Below are 17,464 nucleotides of genomic sequence, written 5' to 3'. Positions count from 1 at the left end.
CGGATGTCGAGAAAGGGGGCCCCGGTTTCTACGTCTCCTGCGAAAAGGAGGAACAGTCATGGAAACGCTGGTCAGTGGGGGCGCGTTCTTCGAGGGGGCGCGCTGGCACGAGGGGCGCCTGTGGGTCTCGGACTTCTGGCGCTACCAGGTCTTCGCGATCTCGATGGACGGCACGGCCGAGCCCGTCGTCGAGGTGCCCGGCGCGCCGTCCGGTCTCGGATGGCTGCCCGACGGCGACCTGCTCGTGGTCTCGATGATGGACAACAAGCTCCTCAGAGTGAGCGAGGGCAAGGCGGTGGAGTACGCCGACCTGTCGCCGTACAGCACGCAGTTCAGCAACGACCTGGTGATGGACGGCCACGGCCGCGCCTACGTCGGGACCATCGACTTCGCCGGGCCCGACACCGTCCTGCTGCGGGTCGACCAGGACGGCTCGGTCACGGTGGTCGCGGAGGGGATGCGCTTCCCCAACGGCATGGTCATCACCGACGGTGGCGCGACGCTGGTCGTCGCCGAGTCGTGGGCGGGGCGGCTGACCGCCTTCGACCTCGCCCCCGACGGATCGCTGGGCGGCAGGCGCACGTGGGCGCAGCTGCCCGAGGGCAGCGCGCCCGACGGCCTGGCGCTCGACGTGGACGGCACGATCTGGGCGGCCGATGCGGGCGGCAACCGAGCCGTCAGGGTCCGTGAGGGCGGCGAGATCGTCGACGAGGTCAGCGCGGGCGAGCTCGGCGTCTTCGCCTGCGCGCTGGGCGGGGGCGACGGGCGCACGCTGTTCCTGTGTACGGCGCCCGACGCGAACAAGGCCGCCGAGCAGCGCGAGGGGAGGATCCTGTCGGTGCGGACGCGGCCATGACGGCCCGCCGGCTCAGCGCTTGACGGCGCGCAGGACGACGAACTTCGGGTCGCTGGCGACGACCTCGCAGTTGCCGAAGAGCCTGCGCAGCTTGGCGTGGTAGCCGAGGTGCCTGTTGCCGATCACCCACAACTCGCCGCCCCTGCGCAGCGCCGTACGGGATCCGGTGAACATCCGCCAGGCCGTGTCGTCGGTGGTGGCGCGGTGGGTGTGGAAGGGCGGGTTGTTGAGCACCAGGTCGACCGAGCCCGGCTCGACGTCCGCCATGCCGTCGCCCGTCGCGAAGCGGGCGGCGGCCCCGGCCTGGGAGCCGGGGTTGGCCTGGTAGGTGGCCCACGCCGAGGCGACCGCCTGGTGCGACTCGTCGACGAACAGCACCTCGGCCTCGGGGTTGGCCAGCGCCATGGACAGGCCCACCACGCCGTTGCCGCAGCCGAGGTCCACGACGCGCTCCGGGCCCCTGCTGCCCGGCAGGTGGCGCAGCAGGAACCTGGTGCCGATGTCGAGGCGGTCGGCGCAGAAGATGCCGGCGTGGTTGACGACGGTGCGCCCCGAGGCGGGGCCGACGTCGTCGGGCAGGGCGTAGCTGACCGGCCACGGGCTCGGCGTTCTCGGCAGCGAGGGGTCTGGGGCGCAGAAGATGAGGCGCGCCTTGCGCTCGGCCAGGGAGGTCCTGGTGGGGCCGAGGATGCGCTCGAAGGCCCGCAGGGTCGAGGTGTGGATCTCGGTGACCATGCCGGCGCCGACCACGACCGTGCCCTCGTGGACGGCGGGCGCCAGGCGGTGCAGCTGGTCCTCCAGCAGCGCGAGGTTCTTGGGCACCCGCACCAGCAGCGCGTCGACGCGGTCGGGCGGGGTGTCCCTGGTGGACAGCAGGCGCACCTGTCCCTCGTCGATCCCGTTGCGCTTCAGGTTGGCCCTGGTGGCCTCCTGGGTGAGGAAGGAGTCGGTGATCTGGGTGGGCCGGTGGGCGGCCAGCGCGGTGACCAGCGCTCCCCACCGGTCGCCGAACACGACCACGTCGCCGTGGAGGGTGTCGCCGAGGTGCCGCAGGAGGTACTCGTCGGCGGCGTCCCACGCGCGCAGCTGGTCGCGAGGGTTGGCGGGGTAGCGGGTCAGGTCGAGCTCGTTCATCGCGCCCCAGGGTAGCCGAGCAGGTGGAGAGGGGCGCCGCCCGCTAGAGTTCGTGTCCACCATGATCGAACGAACCGGTTCCGTCGCGCTGGTGACGGGAGCCTCCAGAGGACTCGGCGCCGCTCTCGCCAGGCGACTGGCCGCCGACGGTTGGACGGTGGCCGTCAACTACCGTTCGGGCGCCGAGGCGGCTCGAGCGGTGGTCGAGGAGATCAGGCGGAAGGGCGGCGCCGCCGAGGCGTTCGCCGCCGACGTCACCGACGAGGAGTCGGTCACGACACTGTTCGCCGAGGTCGGCAGGGCGCTGGGCCCCGTGGAGGTCGTCGTCGCCAACGCCACGGGCCCGCAGCCGAGCATCACGGTCGAGGAGCTCACCTGGCAGGGGCACCTGGACCAGCTGCTGTTCTTCGTCAAGAGTCCGACCCTGCTGCTGCGCGCCGCGCTGCCCGCGATGAAGGCGAGAGGGCGGGGACGGCTGATCCAGATCGGCTCCGACAGTTTCGCTCGCGCCCTGCCCGGCATGTCGGCCTACGTCGCCGCCAAGGGGGCGCAGCTCGGCCTGACCAGGTCGTGGGCGCGCGAGCTTGGCCCCCACGGCATCACCGTCAACCTCGTGGCGCCCGGCTGGATCCCGGTCGAGCGGCACGCGGACCTGCCCGCCGATGAGCTGGCCGCCTACGTCGCGGAGACGCCGGTGCGCAGGACGGGCACCCCTGAGGACGTGGCCGCGGTGGTCTCCTTCCTCGCCTCCGACGCGGCGGGGTTCGTCAACGGCGAGCAGATCACCGTCAACGGCGGTCACACCGTCACCTGACCGCGCGAGGAGAGGAGCGAACGGCGTGGAGCGCTTCGAGGTGGGCCAGACGGCCCTGGTGGTGAACGTGCCCGCGGCCGAACCCGTCGTGGGGCGCTGGCGCGGGCTCTACGACTCCTCCGCCCGCTACGGCGTGGGCGCGCACGTCACGGTCCTCTACCCGTTCCTGACGCTCGGGCGGATCGACGCAGGGATGCGCGACGAGCTCGCACGGCTGTTCGCGGCCCGCAGGGCGTTCGACCTGACCTTTCGTGCGACCGGCCGCTTCCCCGGCGTGCTCTACCTGGCCCCCGAGCCGGCGGGTCCGCTGCGCGAGCTCACCGGGGCGGTGGCCGCCCGCTGGCCCGAGGCTCCGCCGTACGGCGGGCGTTATCCCGACGCGATCCCTCACCTGACGGTCGCCGACGGCGCGGAGCCCGACGTCATGGCGGAGATCGAGGCCGACCTGGTCGCGCGGCTGCCCTTCACCGCCCAGGTGGGAGGGGTCACGCTGGTGACCTTCGACGGCACGACGTGGCGGGCCGAGCAGTTCTTCCCCCTCGGCGACGGCGACTACGGGGTGCCGGGCTCGCTGGCCGCGCTGCTGGCCGACGTGGCCGCCGAGCGGGTGGCACAGGACGCCATGTGGGGCGTGCAGGAACTTCCCGACGGCACGGGCCCCGAGCGCACCGCGGCGGCGACCCAGGCCAGGGCCGAGCTCGAGGCGGCCGCGAGGCAGGGCGGGCACACCTGGCGGCACGTGCTGCACGAGGAGGTCATGGAGGCCTTCGCCGAGGACGACCCCGACCTGCTGCGCGCCGAACTGGTGCAGGTCGCGGCCGTGGCGGTGAAGTGGGCTCAGGCGCTGGAGCGGCGCGGCGGGGCGGTCGCGCCGCACGAGGTGAGGAGGGCCAGGTTCAGGGCGATCGTGGACGTGCACGTGCTGTTCGTCCGTGAGGGGCGGGTCCTGCTCGGACGGCGCGCGAACACCGGCTACGCCGACGGCCTGTGGCATCTGCCCTCGGGACATCTGGAGGAGGGCGAATCGGCGCTCGAGGCCGCGGCACGCGAGGCCAGAGAGGAGGTGGGCGTGATGGTCGACCCCGCCGACCTCACCTTCGTGCACGCCATGCACCGCGCGCCCGACAGGATGGGGCTGTTCTTCCGCGCCGAGCGGTGGACCGGCGAGCCGTACAACGCCGAGCCGGGAAAGTGCGCCGCGCTCGACTGGCATCCGCTGGACGCGCTGCCCGACGACCTGGTGCCCTATCCGGAGGCGGCGCTCCTGGCGATCCTGCGCGGCGAGCCGTTCGCGCAATTCGACTTCTGACGGATTCGGACCGCGACGAAGCCGGCCCCCACTGACCGGGGTTCCGCCGGATCGGGGTTCTGACCGATCGGGTTCTGACCGATCAGCTTCTGACCGATCGGGTTCTGACAGGGAGGAGGCGCGGGTGCTCGACTACGACAGCGAGGCGGCCCACTACGACGCCACGCGCGGAGGAGAGGTCAGGGCGCGAGCGGCTGGCCTCGCCGCACAACGGCTGGACCGGCGGTGCGCACCCGGCCGAGCTGGAGGAGCTCGACGCCCTGCTGGCCGCGCTGCCCGAGCAGGATCGCCCGCGTCCCGACCCTGTCTACCCGCTGATCGCGCTGGCTTCCACTCACCGGAAGCCGGTGCGTGCGGGCGGGGCGATCGCGCCCTAGCGTCGTCGCTGTGAACGAGGTCTTCGTCGTGGACGCGGTCCGCACGCCCATCGGCAGGTACGGCGGGGCGCTGTCCGGCGTCCGCCCCGACGATCTGGCCGCGCACGTCATCAAGGAGCTGCTGGCCCGCTCCCCCGCCCTCGACCCCGCCGCGATCGGCGACGTGGTGTTCGGCAACGCCAACGGCGCGGGCGAGGACAACCGCAACGTCGCCAGGATGGCCTCGCTGCTGGCGGGGCTGCCGGTCGGCGTGCCCGGCGCGACGGTCAACAGGCTGTGCGGCTCCGGGATGGAGGCGGTGATCCAGGCCTATCGCGCCATCGCCCTCGGCGACGCCTCGGTGGTGGTCGCGGGCGGCGTCGAGTCGATGAGCCGCGCTCCGTGGGTGCTGCCCAAGCCTTCGCGCGCCTTTCCCGCAGGCAACCAGGAGCTGGTCTCCACCACGCTGGGCTGGCGCCTGGTCAATCCGCGCATGGCCCCCGAGTGGACGGTCTCCCTCGGCGAGGGCGCCGAGCTGGTCGCCGACGGGCACGGCGTCTCGAGGCAGGCGCAGGACGCCTACGCGCTGGCCAGCCACCAGAAGGCGGCCAAGGCCGATTTCGGCGCCGAGATGGTGGCCGTCGGCGAGGTCGTCAGGGACGAGTCCATCCGCGAGGACACCTCGATGGAGGCGCTGGCCAGGCTGAAGCCCGCCTTCCGCGAGGGCGGCACGGTGACGGCGGGAAACTCCTCCCCGCTCAACGACGGCGCCGCCGCGCTGCTGCTGTGCGACGCGGACGGCCTGGCCGCCATCGGGCGTGAGCCGCTGGCCAGGATCACCGGCAGCGCGGTCAGCGCGATCGAGCCGCAGTACTTCGGCCTCGGCCCCGTCGAGGCGATGAGGAAGGCGCTGAGGGGACGCGAGCCGTCCGTCGTCGAGCTGAACGAGGCCTTCGCCGCCCAGGTGCTGGGGTGCCTGGCCGAGCTGCCCGACCTCGACCCCTCGATCGTCAACCCGCGCGGCGGGGCCATCGCCCTCGGCCATCCGCTCGGGGCCTCGGGCGCGCGCATCACCGGCGCCGTCGCCCACCAGCTGGCCTCCGCGGGCTCGGGCCTCGGCCTCGCGGCGTTGTGCATCGGCGTCGGCCAGGGCCTGGCCGTCGTCCTGGAGCGCTGAGGAATTCATGACCCAAGAACGCATTTCCGCCGAGATCGCCGACCTGCACGAGGCGTACCTGAAGGAGGGGGTCGAGCGGCACCATGCCGCCCGCGACTTCGCCCCCTACCGCAGCAGCGCCCTGCGCCACCCGCACCAGCCGCTCGTGGTGGTGGACGACCCCGAGGCCGCCGAGCTGACCGGCCCTGTCTTCGGCGTCACGGACGTGACCGCCCTCGACGCCGACCTCACCCGTCAGCATCAGGGTCAGCCGCTCGGCGAGCGCATCACGGTGACCGGAAGGGTCCTCGACAGGGCGGGGCGCCCCGTACGCGGCCAGCTTGTCGAGGTGTGGCAGGCCAACGCCTCGGGACGCTATCTGCACCAGCGCGACGACCATCCGGCGCCGCTCGACCCCAATTTCACCGGCGTCGGCCGCTGCCTGACCGACGACGAGGGCCGCTACGCGTTCACGACGGTCAGGCCCGGCGCCTACCCGTGGCGCAACCACCGCAACGCCTGGCGGCCGGCGCACATCCACTTCTCGCTGTTCGGCACGGCCTTCGCGCAGCGGCTGATCACCCAGATGTACTTTCCAGGCGATCCACTGTTCCCCTACGACCCGATCTTCAACTCCGTCCTGGACGAGCGGGCCAGGCAGCGGATGATCGCGGCCTACGACCACGACCTGTCGGTTCCCGAGTGGTCGCTCGGCTACCGGTGGGACATCGTGCTGGACGGCCCCTCCGCGACCTGGATGGAATCATGATCAAACCCACGCCTTCGCAGACCGTCGGCCCGTTCTACGGCTACGCGCTGCCGTTCGCGGGCGGCGGCGACCTGGCCCACGGCGGCATCGTGCTCCACGGCAGGGTCTACGACGGAGCGGGCGAGCCCGTCCCCGACGCGCTGCTGGAGTTCTGGCAGTCGGACCCCGACGGCGGGCTGCGCGGCGCGCCCGGCTCGCTGCGGCGTGATCCGGTGACGGGGGCGATCATCGGCAGGCACGGCCTCGACTTCACCGGCTTCGGCAGGGTCGCCACCGACGCCGACGGGCGCTGGATGCTGCGCACGCTGATGCCTGGGCTGCCCTACATCTCGGTCTGTGTCTTCGCGCGTGGCCTGGGCCACCACCTCTACACTCGCGCCTATCTGCGTGACGAGCCCGGCGACCGGCTGCTGGCCGCCCTCGAGCCCGGCCGCAGGGCGACGCTGATGGCGGCCGAGGAACGGGAGGGTGTGTACGTGTTCGACGTGCGCCTGCAGGGTGAGCAGGAGACGGTCTTCCTTGACTTCGGCTGATCTCGGGCTGCTGTCGGCGGGCCACGCGGGCTCGGCGGTGGCGGCCGCGACCGGCGACGAGGCCTTCCTCCAGGCGCTGCTCGACGCTGAGGCGGCGCTCACCAGGGCGTGGGCGTCGCTCGCCGGAGGCGGCTTCCACGTCCCTGAGCAGGCGGGGCTCTGGGTGACCGAGGCCGCCCGTGCGGAGCGTTTCGACCTGCCCTCGCTGGTTCTGCGCGCCCGCGAGGGCGGCAACCCGGTGATCCCCCTGGTCGCCGACCTGACCGCCGCGGTCGGCGACAGGGCGGCGCCGTACGTGCATCTCGGCGCGACCAGCCAGGACATCATGGACACCGCGCTGATGCTCGTCGCCCACCGCGCGCTCGGCGCCGTCCTGTCCGACCTGGCCCGTACGGCGGGCGCGCTCGCAGTCCTGGCCGCCGAGCACCGCGACACGCCGATGCCGGGGCGGACGCTGACCCAGCACGCCGTCCCGACCACGTTCGGGCTCAAGGCGGCGGGGTGGCGGGCGCTGGCCCTGGACGCCCACGACCGGCTGCTGGCCGTACGGCGCTCCCTCCCCGCCCAGCTCGGCGGCGCGGCCGGCACCATGGCCGCCTTCTCCGCCATCTCGGAGGGCCCTGCTACGTCGGCGGTGCCGCCCGGTTCGCCGGGACCCGCCCTCGTGGAGGTTGCGGAGAGCTCGAAGTCCTCGGAAGGCCCGGGCGGCTCGGGCAGCTTGGAAGGCTCGGCGGGGTCGGGTGGGGGGCCTGCTGGGGTGGGGCCGTCGCTGGTCGCCGGGTTCGCTCGCGAGACCGGGCTGGCCGAGCCCGTCCTGCCATGGCACGTGCTGCGCACGCCGGTCGCCGACCTCGGCGGCGCGCTCGCCTTCACCGCGGGCGCCCTCGGCAAGATGGCCGCCGACGTGCTGGTGCTCTCGCGTACCGAGATCGGCGAGGTGAGCGAGGCGGCGGGGGGCGGCTCGTCGGCCATGCCGCACAAGAGCAACCCGGTGCGCGCCACCTGGATCGCCGCCGCCGCGCGCAGGGCCCCCGCGCTGGCCGCCGTCCTCTACGGCGCGCTGGCCGCCGAGGACGAGCGTCCCTCGGGGGCCTGGCATGCCGAGTGGCAGACCCTGCGCGACCTGCTGCGCCTGGTCGGCGGCGCGGCGAGGGACGCCGCCGACCTGGTGGAGGGGCTGCGGGTCGATCGGGAGCGGATGCGCGCGAACCTCGACCTGACGGGCGGCCTCATCGTCTCCGAACGTCTCGCCGCCGAGCTGACCCCTGTTCTCGGCAAGGAGCGCGCCAGGGCCCTGCTCGCCGGGGCCTCCCCCGGTCAGGGGCTCAGGGAGGCGCTCGAGCAGGCGGTGGGCGACCGGCTCGCCCTCGACGACCTGCTCGACCCGACCCACTACCTCGGCTCGGCGCCCGCCCTCGTCGATCGAGCCCTGCGCCGCACCCCAGGAGAGACCCCGTGACCCGCCCCGCCACCACGCCTCGCCGTACGCGAGAGAAGCTTGTGAGCCGCCGTGCCGTCGGCGGGACCGTGAGCCGCCGCACCCTCGGGGAGAGCGCGTGAGTCTGCCGCATCATCGTCTCGACGGCGGGGAGGGCGGTGTCCCGCTGATCCTCGGGCCCTCGCTCGGCACCTCGCTGCGCGTATGGGAGCCGCAGATGGGCGCGCTCGCGCTGCGTCACCGCGTGCTCCGCTTCGACCTGCCCGGGCACGGCGGGTCGCAGCCAGGCGAGGTGGCGACCGTCGGCGGCCTGGCCGAGCTGGTGCTGCGCCTGGCCGACGCCCAGGGATGGGACGACTTCCACTACGCGGGCATCTCGCTCGGCGGCGCGATCGGCGCGCACCTCGCGCTCCATCACCCTTCGCGGGTGAGGTCGCTGGCCATGGTGTGCTCGTCCGCGCGCTTCGGCGAAGGGCAGCCCTGGCTGGAGCGGGCCGCGCTGGTGCGCGGCAAGGGCACCGCCCCGCTGCTGGAGGGCGCGCGGTCGCGCTGGTTCGCGGGCGAGCCCTCCCCCGCCCTCCTCGACGACCTCGCGGCCACCGATCCCCTGTCGTACGCGGCCTGCTGCGAGGCGCTCGCCCGCTACGACCTGCGCGCCGACCTCGGTGGGATTCTCCGGCCCGTCCTGGTCGTCGCGGGCCGCGACGACCCCGCCACCCCGCCCTCCCATGGCAGGGAGCTGGCCGACGGGCTGCCCGACGCCACGCTCGTGGAGATCCCCTCGGCGGCCCACCTGGCCAACGTGGACAGGCCCGCGGCCGTCACGGCCGCCCTCGAGGCGCACCTGCGCGCGCCTGTCACCGGCATGAGCGTACGGCGGGACGTGCTCGGCGACGCCCACGTCGACAGGGCGATCGCGGCGACCACGCCGTTCACCCGCGACTTCCAGGACCTCATCACCCGCTACGCGTGGGGCGAGATCTGGACCAGGCCAGGGCTCGACCGCCGCACCCGCAGCTGCATCACCCTCACCGCCCTGGTCGCGCACGGTCACCTCGACGAGCTGGCCATGCACGTGCGGGGCGCGCTGCGCAACGGGCTCACCCCCGACGAGATCGGCGAGGTGCTGCTCCAGACGGCCGTCTACTGCGGCGTGCCGGCCGCCAACTCCGCCTTCGCGGTCGCCCAGCGGGTGCTGAGGGAAGAAGGGCGCTGACCCGCCCGTCTCCACGCGGGCGGCCACGCCGTAGGCCGTCCTGTGCAACGCCGCGCCGTCGAAGCCTGCTCCGGCGCGTGCGCAGCACCGCCACCTCATGACGCAGCACATGGAGACTCAGACACAACCCGACTTTAGCGCTTAAGCAATTCAGCGAACAAGTCGTTGACATCTCGTGAATGTTTCGTCATCGTGACGTCTGCAAGAAGCAGGCCACCCAGGTGTACGCACCGGCGACTAGCGCGGATGAGCAGCGGGAACAGAGAAACACTCGGGGGAGGTCCTGCCATTTTCCGATGAAGCCCCCGATGCGGAGCCACAGCACTGAAGGGTTTCAGCTCGTGTTATCCAGGCTTCTGACCGCACTTCTCGTGCTCGTCGTCCCGCTGCTGGTCTCCCTGCCCGCGCGGGCCCAGCCCCAGCCCGCTCTGACCACCGGCGCCTACGCCTACGACCAGGCGCCCAACTCCGGCGCGGGCCCCGACCTCAACCAGAGCGGGCTGCTGGCCTTCGGCCATGGCGCGCTGGCCGACGCGTCGGTCACCACCAGGGCCCAGTGGGCAGGCGACGGCTCGGCCAGGTACAAAGAGGTCTCCGTCGTCATCGACCTGCTGAGAGACCACCCGCTCGAACAGATCACGATCGTCAGCAACGCCCCCAACCGCTACTTCGGCATCGCCGCCGTGTCCGTGCGCACCCGCGCCGAGGCCGACGACGACTACACCTCGATCAAAGCCCAGCCCTGGTACGGCACCGCCAGCCCGCTGCCCGCGGGCGTGCCGCTGAACAACACCCTCACCGTGGACCTGGGAAACCGTACCGCCCGCCTGGTCATCATCACGATCGCCCGCCTGCACGAGTACCAGCACATGGCGCTGAACGAGATCTCCGTCCACCCGGGCACCGGCGAGCCGGGTGCCTCCCCCGCGCCGCCGTTCTCGGCGGACGCGCTGCGCGCGGAGATCACCAAGCCCGTCAGGCAGATCCCGCGCCCGGGGATGGTGGACGCGGGTAACTACTACGCCGGGGTCACCCCGCACGACGGCGTGCCGGACAACGGCGGAGGGGTCGTGCCGTTCAGCCACGGCGAGCTGTTCGACCGCGACCTGACCCGCTATGTGGGATGGCGAGGCAGCGCCGACGCCCCCAAGACGGTGTCGGTGGTCTTCGACCTGCTGGCCGACCACCCGCTCGACACGATCAAGATCTTCAGCAAGGCGCCGAACCAGTTCTGGGGCTTCGACGAGATCACCGTCACCTACCGGGCCGAGGCGGAGACCACCTATCGGATCGCCACCCGCGGGGTGCGGGCCCGCACCGAGCTCGACTACCGGCTCGAGATCCCGATGACCGGCAGGTCGGCCCGCTTCCTTCGGATCCAGCTCAGCAGAGGCAACCAGTACCTGCACATCCCGCTCTCGGAGATCGAGCTGACCCGGGGCAGCGGACAGACGGGCCCGAACCCCGCGCCGCCGCTGGATGCCGACGGACTGCGGCACGAGCTGAGCCGCCACACCAAGCTGGCCGACCAGTACGGCCAGTACCTGTACGAGGACTGGCCGGGCAAGGTGACCTCCGACGCCCGGCTGAGCGAAGACCGCGAGCAGGAGTGGGAGCGGCTGGAGGAGGTGTCCCTGGACAGCGCCGTCCACGACCGGTACGGCGGCGTCAAGGCGCTGGGCAAGCAGCCCGCCGAAGGGTTCTTCCGGCTCAGGAAGATCGAGGGGAAGTGGTGGTTCGTCACCCCCGACGGCTACCCGTTCCTGCTCAAGGGCGTCGACTCGGTCTCCCACGACGAGTGGGGGTACGGCACGCTGTACAAGGAGCCAGACGGCGGCCCGCGTGAGGTGTTCGAGTCGCTGCCCGACCCGGTGCGCTACAGGGAGGCCTACGCCACGACCGAGCGCGGCGACGTGGTGAGCTTCGTCAAGGCCAACCTCATGCGCAAGTACGGGCGAGGCTGGGAGCGCGAGTGGCGGAAGGTCACCACGCGGCGGCTGGTCGACTGGGGGTTCAACGGGCTGAGCAAGTGGGCCCGCGATCCGGGGCTGCGCCTGCCGTACATCGACCAGGTTCCCGCGCCCGCCGATGTGATCAAGGTGTTGTGGGCGATCGACCCGTTCGACCCCGAGTTCGCCGCCAAGCTCGACCGGCACATCGCCGCCCGCGGCCTGGCAGCGCGGAGCACCGATCCCTGGCTGATCGGCTACTTCTTCGACAACGAGCGCGGCTGGAACTCCGACGTGGTCAAGGAGATCCTGCTGAAGGACGCCACACTCCCGGCCAAGCGTGCCTTCGCGACCTACATGGCCGGCGCCTACGGGCAGGACCTGGCGCGGGTCAACGCGGTCCTCGGCGTGACCGCCGACTCCTTCGAGGCGCTGGCGGCGACCCCGATCGACGTCGCCAGGCTGCCCGCGCAGGACATGAAGGGGTTCATCCGCCTGGCGTCCAAGACGTACTACACCGCTGTGCGCACCGCCATCAGGAAGCAGGATCCCCATCACCTGTTCCTGGGCTCCGCGCTGGTGCCCACCTGGCGGACCAGCCTCGACTGGAACATCGGCGGCATCGACCAGTTGGACGCGGTGTCACTGGACGTCTACAGCGACAGCGCCGCTTACCTGTCCGAATACGAGGCGCTCGACAAGCCGGTGCTCAACCTCGAGTACTCCTTCAGCACCACCGAGCGCGGCCTGCGGGCGATCAACGCCTCCACCCGCTCGGCGACGATCGCCGAGCGCGGCGCCAAGTACCGCTCTTTCGTCGAGGCTCAGGCAGCCAGCCCGGTCTTCGTCGGCTCAGGCTGGTTCGTCTACTACGACCAGGCCGTCACCGGACGGCCCGGCGACGGCGAGAGCTTCAACTTCGGCCTGCTCAACCAGCAGGACCAGCCCTACACCGAGATGACCGACGTCATGCGGGACGCCAACCTCACGCTGGAACTGGTGCACCTGCACGGCACGCGTGAGCTCACCGCCCCGATGGTCGCCGACTCCATCACCCGGCTCGGGCCGGTGACCGGCGGGCACGAGCCCGCGCTGACCCTGCCGCGGCTGCCGCGGGCGTTCACCCTGGAGATCGCCTCCTCCAGCAGGCCCGACATCGTCGCACCGGACGGGACCGTCCGGCTTCCCTCCCGCCCCACCACCGTCACCCTCGTCCTCAAGGTCAGCGGCACGAGCGGCGGCGGCACGGCCACGACCGCGCCGCTGCGGATGAAGGTGCCGCGACGGTAGGGCTCGGCCCGCGGCCGCGACCGACCTGAAAGGAGCGGGAGCGAGAGACAGGGCGGCGCCGATCCGGCGCCGCCCTGTCCTTCCAGCGGTCCTGTTCTCAGCCGCCCTGTCCTTCAGCGGTTCTGTCCTTCGGCGGTTCCGCCCTCAGCCGCCCTGTCCTCCAGCGATCCTGTCCTTCAGCGGTTCTGTCCTCAGCGGTCCTGAGCCAGCGGGCCCGTGCTGCCCCGCGGGGCGAGCTGGGCCGGTTCGGTCTCCAGGTCGGAGACCGTCTCCCCTCCGATGAGCGACAGCAGCAGGCGGGCAGCGGCCGTGCCGAGGGCGGGCACGTCGCGCCGCATCGCGGTCAGGGCCGGCCGTACCACCTGGGCCAGCTGCGAGTCGTCCCACGCGACCAGGGACAGGTCGTCGGGCACGCGCAGGCGCATCTCCTGCGCCACCGACAGGCCGGCCACCGCCATGATGTCGTTGTCGTAGACGATCGCGGTCGGCCGCGTGGGGGAGCTGATCAGGCGCCGGGTGGCGCGCGCTCCCTCCTCACCGGTGTAGTCGGTGTGCAGGGTGGCGCATTCCTCCAGGCCCAGCCTGGCGCAGGCCTCGGCGAAGGCCTCGTCCCTCACCTTGGTGTGCACGAGGTGGGGAAGGCCCGCCACGCGGGCGATCCTGCGATGGCCCAGCGCGGCGAGGTACTGCACCGTCTCGTGCACCGGCGCGCTCTCGTCCGACCGCACGGACACCAGCGAGCCGCTGCCCGGCAGCCCGCCGATCACCACGGCGGGCATGCCGAGCGCCTCGAGCACCGGGGTGCGGCGGTCGGCGACGTGCACCTCCACCACGATGGCGCCGTCGATGCGGCCCTCCGCCCACCAGCGGCGGTAGACCTCGATCTCGGCGTCCTGGTCGTCGGCCATCTGCACCATCAGCGCGTACGACTGGGGCTTCAGCGCTGTCTCGATCCCGCTGAACAGCTCCATGAAGAACGGCTCGGCGCCGAGGACGCTCGGCGGCCTGGACAGCACCAGGCCGATGGCGCCGGAGTGGGCGCCGGTGAGGGCGCGGGCCGCGGCACTGGGCCGCCAGCCCAGTTCGTCGGCGACCTTCAGCACCCGTGCTCGTGTCGCCTCCGACACGCCGGGGCGGCCGTTGAGGGCGTAGGACACCGCGCCCTGGGAGACCCCCACCCGCTGGGCGATGTCGGCGATGGTCGGCCGCTTCACGCTCGCACCTTACCCGCTGGTACGGCGGGCCTGGTGCCGGTCCGCCGTACAGGGGGGATCACTCCGGTCATCCCTTGAGCCCGGTGAAGCTGATGCCGCGGATGATGTGCCGCTGGAAGACCAGGAAGAGCAGCACCGGCGGCACGATCGCGACGAGCATGCCGGCGATCACCTGGTTCTGCTCGGCCGTCTCGGCCAGCCTGGGCAGCGCGACGGCCAGCGGGTGCGCCTCGGCGTCGGAGATGGCGACCATCGGCCACAGGAAGTCCTTCCACGCGTCCATCACCGCCAGCAGCGACACTACCGCCAGGATGGGCCGCGACATCGGCAGGACGATCTGCCAGAAAAGCCGGAACGGACCCGCCCCGTCGACCTGGGCGGCCTGGTACAGCTCCCGCGGCAGCGCGTCGAAGAACTGCTTCATGATCAGCACGTTGAAGGCGTGCGCGCCCGCGGGCAGCCACACCGCCCACGGGGTGTCCACGAGAGACAGGTCGAGCACCGTCAGGTACAGCGCCACCAGTGACACGGTGGACGGGACGAAGAGGGTGACCAGCACCGCGCCGTAGATCAACCGGCCGAACCTGGGCCTGAGCACGGAGAGCGCGAACGCCCCTGTGGCGGCCACGAACAGCTGGACGAACCACGAGCCGCCGACCAGGACGACGGTGTTCAGCAGGTAGTGGCCGACTCTCAGCTCCGTCCATGCCGCCGCCAGGTTCTCCCACCGGACATCGGAGGGCCACAGCCGCAGCGGCTCGCGCAACAGCTCCTGGGTGGAGGACAGCGCCCCCTTCGCGGTCCACAGGATCGGCCCCAGTCCGACCACCAGTGTGGCCATCAGCAGCACGCCCTGGGTCAGCCGCAGGGACCAGCGCATGGCGGGCCGCCGGCGGTCGAGGTCGGAGACGATGCCCCGGCCGCGGTCGTCACTCATGCACGGCTCCATTTCCTGGTCAGACGCAGGTAGACGGCGGAGACGACGCCGAGCGCGATCGCCAGCAGGACGCCGAGCGCGGCGGCCGTGCCGTAGTCGCCGTAGATGAACGCGTAGCGGTAGATCAGCAGCAGGATCGTCACCGTGGAGTCCTCGGGCCCGCCGTCGGTGAGCACGAACGGCTCGGTGAAGACCCGGAAGGTGCCGATGATCTGCAGCAGCAGCATGATGAGCAGGACGCCCCTCAGGTGCGGGAGGGTCACGTGCCACAGCCGCCGCCAGATGGAGGCGCCGTCCATCTCGGCCGCCTCGTACAGCTCGCCCGGCACCGAGGTGAGCGCCGCCAGGTAGATCAGCACGGTCGAGCCCGCGGCGGCCCAGGTGGCCTCCAGCACCAGGCTCGGCATCGCGGTGGTGGTGTCCTGCAGCCAGAGGAAGGGGCCCAGCCCGACCGTGGCCAGAGCCTGGTTGAACAGGCCGTGGTCCGGATCGTAGAACCACTTCCACATCAGCACCGCCACCACGGGCGGGACCGCCACCGGCAGGTAGACCAGCACCCGGAACAGGCCGCCGAACCTGCGCAGTTCCGACATCACCACGGCCAGCAGGATCGGCAGCGGGAAGCCCAGGATCAGCGCCAGCCCGACGAACCAGAGCGTGTTGCGGACCGTGATCCACAGCAGCGGGTCGGCCAGCAGCGCGGCGAAATTGTCCGCCCCCACCCACACGGGGGCCTCCACCAGGTTGGTGCGCTGGAAGCTCAGCACGGCGCCGCGCACGATCGGCCACCACGCGAAGCATCCGAACACCGCCACCATGGGCAGCACGAACAGCCAGCCCGCCGGACGCGGCCGGCGGCGCGGCAGGCCGAACCGGCGGCCTGCCCGCGCGGGACCGGCCGGCGACTCCTGCGGCCGATCCCGTGCGGGGCGCGGGTGCAGCGTCGTCATCGGCGCTCCCGTCCTGCGGTCACTGCCGGGCCCGATCCAGCGCGGCGGCGGCCTTGTCCTGGGCCTTGCGCAGCTCCTCGGCCGGCTCGGCGTCCTCGCGCGTCAGGATCGCCTGCACCGCTGTGTCCAGCGCCGCGTACATGTCCTGGCCCGCGACGGCAGGCTCGGTGACGAACTCTTGGGCGGCCACGCCCTTCTCGTACGGCTCGAAGTTGGCGACCGGCACGTTGGCGTGCTCGCGCTCGGCCTGCAGGACCGGGTCCGCGACCGCGGGGCCGTACAGGGAGACGTAGGGGAAGCCGACAGGGACGTCGTCGGCGGCCTTGGCGGCGGCGACCGTCGCCGCGGCCTTGGTGTCGTATCGCGGCTTGAGGAAGAAGAAGTCGATCCACTTCACCGCGGCGGCCCGCTCGGCCGCGGTGGCCTTGGGGCTGACCACGGCCACCTTGCCGCCGAGCAGCGTCGCAGGCGTGCCGGCCGAGGGAAGCGCGGCCATGCCGAACACCTCGGCGGCGCCGCCGAACTGGGTCGCGAACTCGGTGTAGGAGCTGGGCGTGGCGATCATCATGGCGACCTTGCCCGCGGCGAAGTCCTTGGCCAGGTCGGCCGCGTTGCGCAGGTGCTGGGTGCCCATGGAGCCGTCGGTCCAGCGCATTCCCTTGAGCAGGCCGAGGACGGCGCGGGACTGCTCGGTGTCGAGGGTGGCGACGGCCTTGCCGCCACTGTCCTGCTGGACGCGGCCGCCGTAGGTGTAGGTCATCGTGGTGAAGATCCAGCCGCCGGTGTTGTTGGTGGCCGGTACGCCGAAGCCGGGCACCCCGGTCTTGTCGGTGATCGTCTTGGCCGCCGCGCGGACCTCGTCCCAGGTCGTCGGCGGCTTGGCGACGTCGAGGCCCGCCTTGTCGAACAGCTGCCTGTTGTAGACGAGGCCGAGGGCGAACTGGCTGGTGGGCAGGCCGTAGATGCGGCCGGCCTGGTCGGTCGCGGGCGCCAGCGCGCGCTTGTCGAACGTGGCGGCATGCGGCAGCGCGCTGACCTCACCGCTGATGTCGGCGACCTGGCCCCGCTTGATCAGCCCCTGCGGCTCGGTGAGCGGGACCTGGAAGACCGTCTCCACCTGGCCGCCGGCCAGGCGGGTGGCGAAGGTCTTGGCCTCCCACTTGGACTCGCGCGGTTCGATGTCGATGTCGGGGTTGGCCTTCTCGAAGGCCGCGACCTGGTTGAGAAACTGCTGGCGCACGTTCTGCTGGGTCGTGGGCGGCAGGTCCGCGACGGTGATCCGGGTCCGCCCGCCCGAAGCGGGCTCGGCGGGGCCACCCGAGCAGCCGGCGACGGCGGTGAGGGCAGTGCCGGCGAGCGCGGTGAGGGCGGCGGCATACAGGCCCGGCGGTCGTTCTCGCATGAGAGCTCCGTTCAAGGGGGTGGGCCGTCACTATGGGTGGCAATCCGCCCCGTTGTCAATACTTCGCTGAAGCGCCTCATAAAGCGCGATCATGGATCGCATGCCAGCTTGATTACGGTATTGACCTGAAGGAGCGGCGGC

Annotated in this window: 15 protein-coding genes; 9 read left to right on the top strand and 6 right to left on the bottom strand. The window is 72.1% G+C overall.

Annotation, left to right across the window (positions count from 1 at the left end):
- Positions 1 to 58 precede the first annotated feature (58 nt).
- On the top strand, positions 59 to 856 hold the full coding sequence (locus ABFX50_RS05795; protein WP_346143884.1) for an SMP-30/gluconolactonase/LRE family protein: 798 nt from the start codon (positions 59 to 61) through the stop codon (positions 854 to 856).
- 12 nt (positions 857 to 868) lie between these two features.
- Here the strand turns inward: ABFX50_RS05795 and ABFX50_RS05790 are convergent, their stop codons facing one another.
- The gene (locus ABFX50_RS05790) at positions 869 to 1,990 is read right to left on the bottom strand and encodes a methyltransferase (protein WP_346143882.1); all 1,122 of its coding nucleotides are present in this window, start codon (positions 1,988 to 1,990) and stop codon (positions 869 to 871) included.
- A gap of 61 nt (positions 1,991 to 2,051) precedes the next feature.
- Between ABFX50_RS05790 and ABFX50_RS05785 the strand changes: the two genes are divergently transcribed.
- Positions 2,052 to 2,804 carry an SDR family oxidoreductase gene (locus ABFX50_RS05785; RefSeq protein ID WP_183645400.1) on the top strand — a complete coding sequence of 251 codons (753 nt, stop codon included), beginning with the start codon at positions 2,052 to 2,054 and terminating at the stop codon, positions 2,802 to 2,804.
- A 25-nt stretch (positions 2,805 to 2,829) separates the two neighbouring features.
- A complete protein-coding gene (locus ABFX50_RS05780; protein WP_346143880.1) occupies positions 2,830 to 4,113 on the top strand; it encodes a 2'-5' RNA ligase family protein in 1,284 nt (427 codons plus the stop codon).
- A gap of 179 nt (positions 4,114 to 4,292) precedes the next feature.
- Here the strand turns inward: ABFX50_RS05780 and ABFX50_RS05775 are convergent, their stop codons facing one another.
- On the bottom strand, positions 4,293 to 4,451 hold the full coding sequence (locus ABFX50_RS05775; protein WP_346143878.1) for a hypothetical protein: 159 nt from the start codon (positions 4,449 to 4,451) through the stop codon (positions 4,293 to 4,295).
- A gap of 49 nt (positions 4,452 to 4,500) precedes the next feature.
- Between ABFX50_RS05775 and ABFX50_RS05770 the strand changes: the two genes are divergently transcribed.
- The 6 genes from ABFX50_RS05770 to ABFX50_RS05745 all read left to right on the top strand — a co-directional run bounded on the left by ABFX50_RS05770 (position 4,501) and on the right by ABFX50_RS05745 (position 12,820).
- Positions 4,501 to 5,646 (top strand): thiolase family protein, encoded by a 1,146-nt coding sequence (locus tag ABFX50_RS05770; RefSeq protein ID WP_346143876.1) that lies wholly within the window; start codon positions 4,501 to 4,503, stop codon positions 5,644 to 5,646.
- Between the two features lie 7 nt (positions 5,647 to 5,653).
- Entirely contained in the window at positions 5,654 to 6,394 is a 741-nt protein-coding gene (pcaH, locus tag ABFX50_RS05765; RefSeq protein WP_183645402.1) for a protocatechuate 3,4-dioxygenase subunit beta, read from the top strand.
- Positions 6,391 to 6,927 (top strand): protocatechuate 3,4-dioxygenase subunit alpha, encoded by a 537-nt coding sequence (gene pcaG, locus ABFX50_RS05760; RefSeq protein ID WP_183645403.1) that lies wholly within the window; start codon positions 6,391 to 6,393, stop codon positions 6,925 to 6,927. Before pcaH ends, pcaG begins: the two co-directional genes overlap by 4 nt.
- Positions 6,914 to 8,386 carry a lyase family protein gene (locus tag ABFX50_RS05755; protein WP_346143873.1) on the top strand — a complete coding sequence of 491 codons (1,473 nt, stop codon included), beginning with the start codon at positions 6,914 to 6,916 and terminating at the stop codon, positions 8,384 to 8,386. Before pcaG ends, ABFX50_RS05755 begins: the two co-directional genes overlap by 14 nt.
- A 103-nt stretch (positions 8,387 to 8,489) precedes the next feature.
- Positions 8,490 to 9,581 (top strand): bifunctional 3-oxoadipate enol-lactonase/4-carboxymuconolactone decarboxylase PcaDC, encoded by a 1,092-nt coding sequence (gene pcaDC, locus ABFX50_RS05750; RefSeq protein ID WP_428834683.1) that lies wholly within the window; start codon positions 8,490 to 8,492, stop codon positions 9,579 to 9,581.
- A gap of 341 nt (positions 9,582 to 9,922) precedes the next feature.
- Positions 9,923 to 12,820, top strand: a complete 2,898-nt coding sequence (locus ABFX50_RS05745; protein WP_346143869.1) for a hypothetical protein — start codon at positions 9,923 to 9,925, stop codon at positions 12,818 to 12,820.
- A gap of 191 nt (positions 12,821 to 13,011) precedes the next feature.
- On the opposite strand, the gene ABFX50_RS05740 is transcribed toward ABFX50_RS05745, so the two are convergent.
- The 4 genes from ABFX50_RS05740 to ABFX50_RS05725 all read right to left on the bottom strand — a co-directional run bounded on the left by ABFX50_RS05740 (position 13,012) and on the right by ABFX50_RS05725 (position 17,323).
- Positions 13,012 to 14,034 carry a LacI family DNA-binding transcriptional regulator gene (locus ABFX50_RS05740; protein ID WP_183645407.1) on the bottom strand — a complete coding sequence of 341 codons (1,023 nt, stop codon included), beginning with the start codon at positions 14,032 to 14,034 and terminating at the stop codon, positions 13,012 to 13,014.
- A 67-nt stretch (positions 14,035 to 14,101) separates the two neighbouring features.
- Complete coding sequence (locus tag ABFX50_RS05735; protein ID WP_346143866.1) at positions 14,102 to 14,971, bottom strand: carbohydrate ABC transporter permease; 870 nt, start codon at positions 14,969 to 14,971, stop codon at positions 14,102 to 14,104.
- Positions 14,968 to 15,921 carry a carbohydrate ABC transporter permease gene (locus ABFX50_RS05730; protein WP_346143864.1) on the bottom strand — a complete coding sequence of 318 codons (954 nt, stop codon included), beginning with the start codon at positions 15,919 to 15,921 and terminating at the stop codon, positions 14,968 to 14,970. Before ABFX50_RS05730 ends, ABFX50_RS05735 begins: the two co-directional genes overlap by 4 nt.
- A gap of 19 nt (positions 15,922 to 15,940) precedes the next feature.
- On the bottom strand, positions 15,941 to 17,323 hold the full coding sequence (locus ABFX50_RS05725; RefSeq protein ID WP_346143862.1) for an ABC transporter substrate-binding protein: 1,383 nt from the start codon (positions 17,321 to 17,323) through the stop codon (positions 15,941 to 15,943).
- Positions 17,324 to 17,464 lie beyond the last annotated feature (141 nt).

The sequence above is a fragment of the Nonomuraea recticatena genome, assembly GCF_039533245.1.
GTDB classification, from domain to species: Bacteria; Actinomycetota; Actinomycetes; order Streptosporangiales; family Streptosporangiaceae; genus Nonomuraea; species Nonomuraea roseola.
Note: the sequence above shows the minus strand (reverse complement) of the source record. Positions and strands in the feature narration are given on the sequence as shown.

What these genes read in the sequence shown, in the direction of transcription:
- ABFX50_RS05795 (WP_346143884.1), top strand. Translation starts at nt 59, where the DNA reads ATGGAAACGCTGGTCAGTGGGGGCGCGTTCTTCGAGGGGGCGCGCTGG.
- ABFX50_RS05790 (WP_346143882.1), bottom strand. Translation starts at nt 1,990, where the DNA reads ATGAACGAGCTCGACCTGACCCGCTACCCCGCCAACCCTCGCGACCAG.
- ABFX50_RS05785 (WP_183645400.1), top strand. Translation starts at nt 2,052, where the DNA reads ATGATCGAACGAACCGGTTCCGTCGCGCTGGTGACGGGAGCCTCCAGA.
- pcaH (WP_183645402.1), top strand. Translation starts at nt 5,654, where the DNA reads ATGACCCAAGAACGCATTTCCGCCGAGATCGCCGACCTGCACGAGGCG.
- pcaG (WP_183645403.1), top strand. Translation starts at nt 6,391, where the DNA reads ATGATCAAACCCACGCCTTCGCAGACCGTCGGCCCGTTCTACGGCTAC.
- ABFX50_RS05735 (WP_346143866.1), bottom strand. Translation starts at nt 14,971, where the DNA reads ATGAGTGACGACCGCGGCCGGGGCATCGTCTCCGACCTCGACCGCCGG.
- ABFX50_RS05730 (WP_346143864.1), bottom strand. Translation starts at nt 15,921, where the DNA reads ATGACGACGCTGCACCCGCGCCCCGCACGGGATCGGCCGCAGGAGTCG.
- ABFX50_RS05725 (WP_346143862.1), bottom strand. Translation starts at nt 17,323, where the DNA reads ATGCGAGAACGACCGCCGGGCCTGTATGCCGCCGCCCTCACCGCGCTC.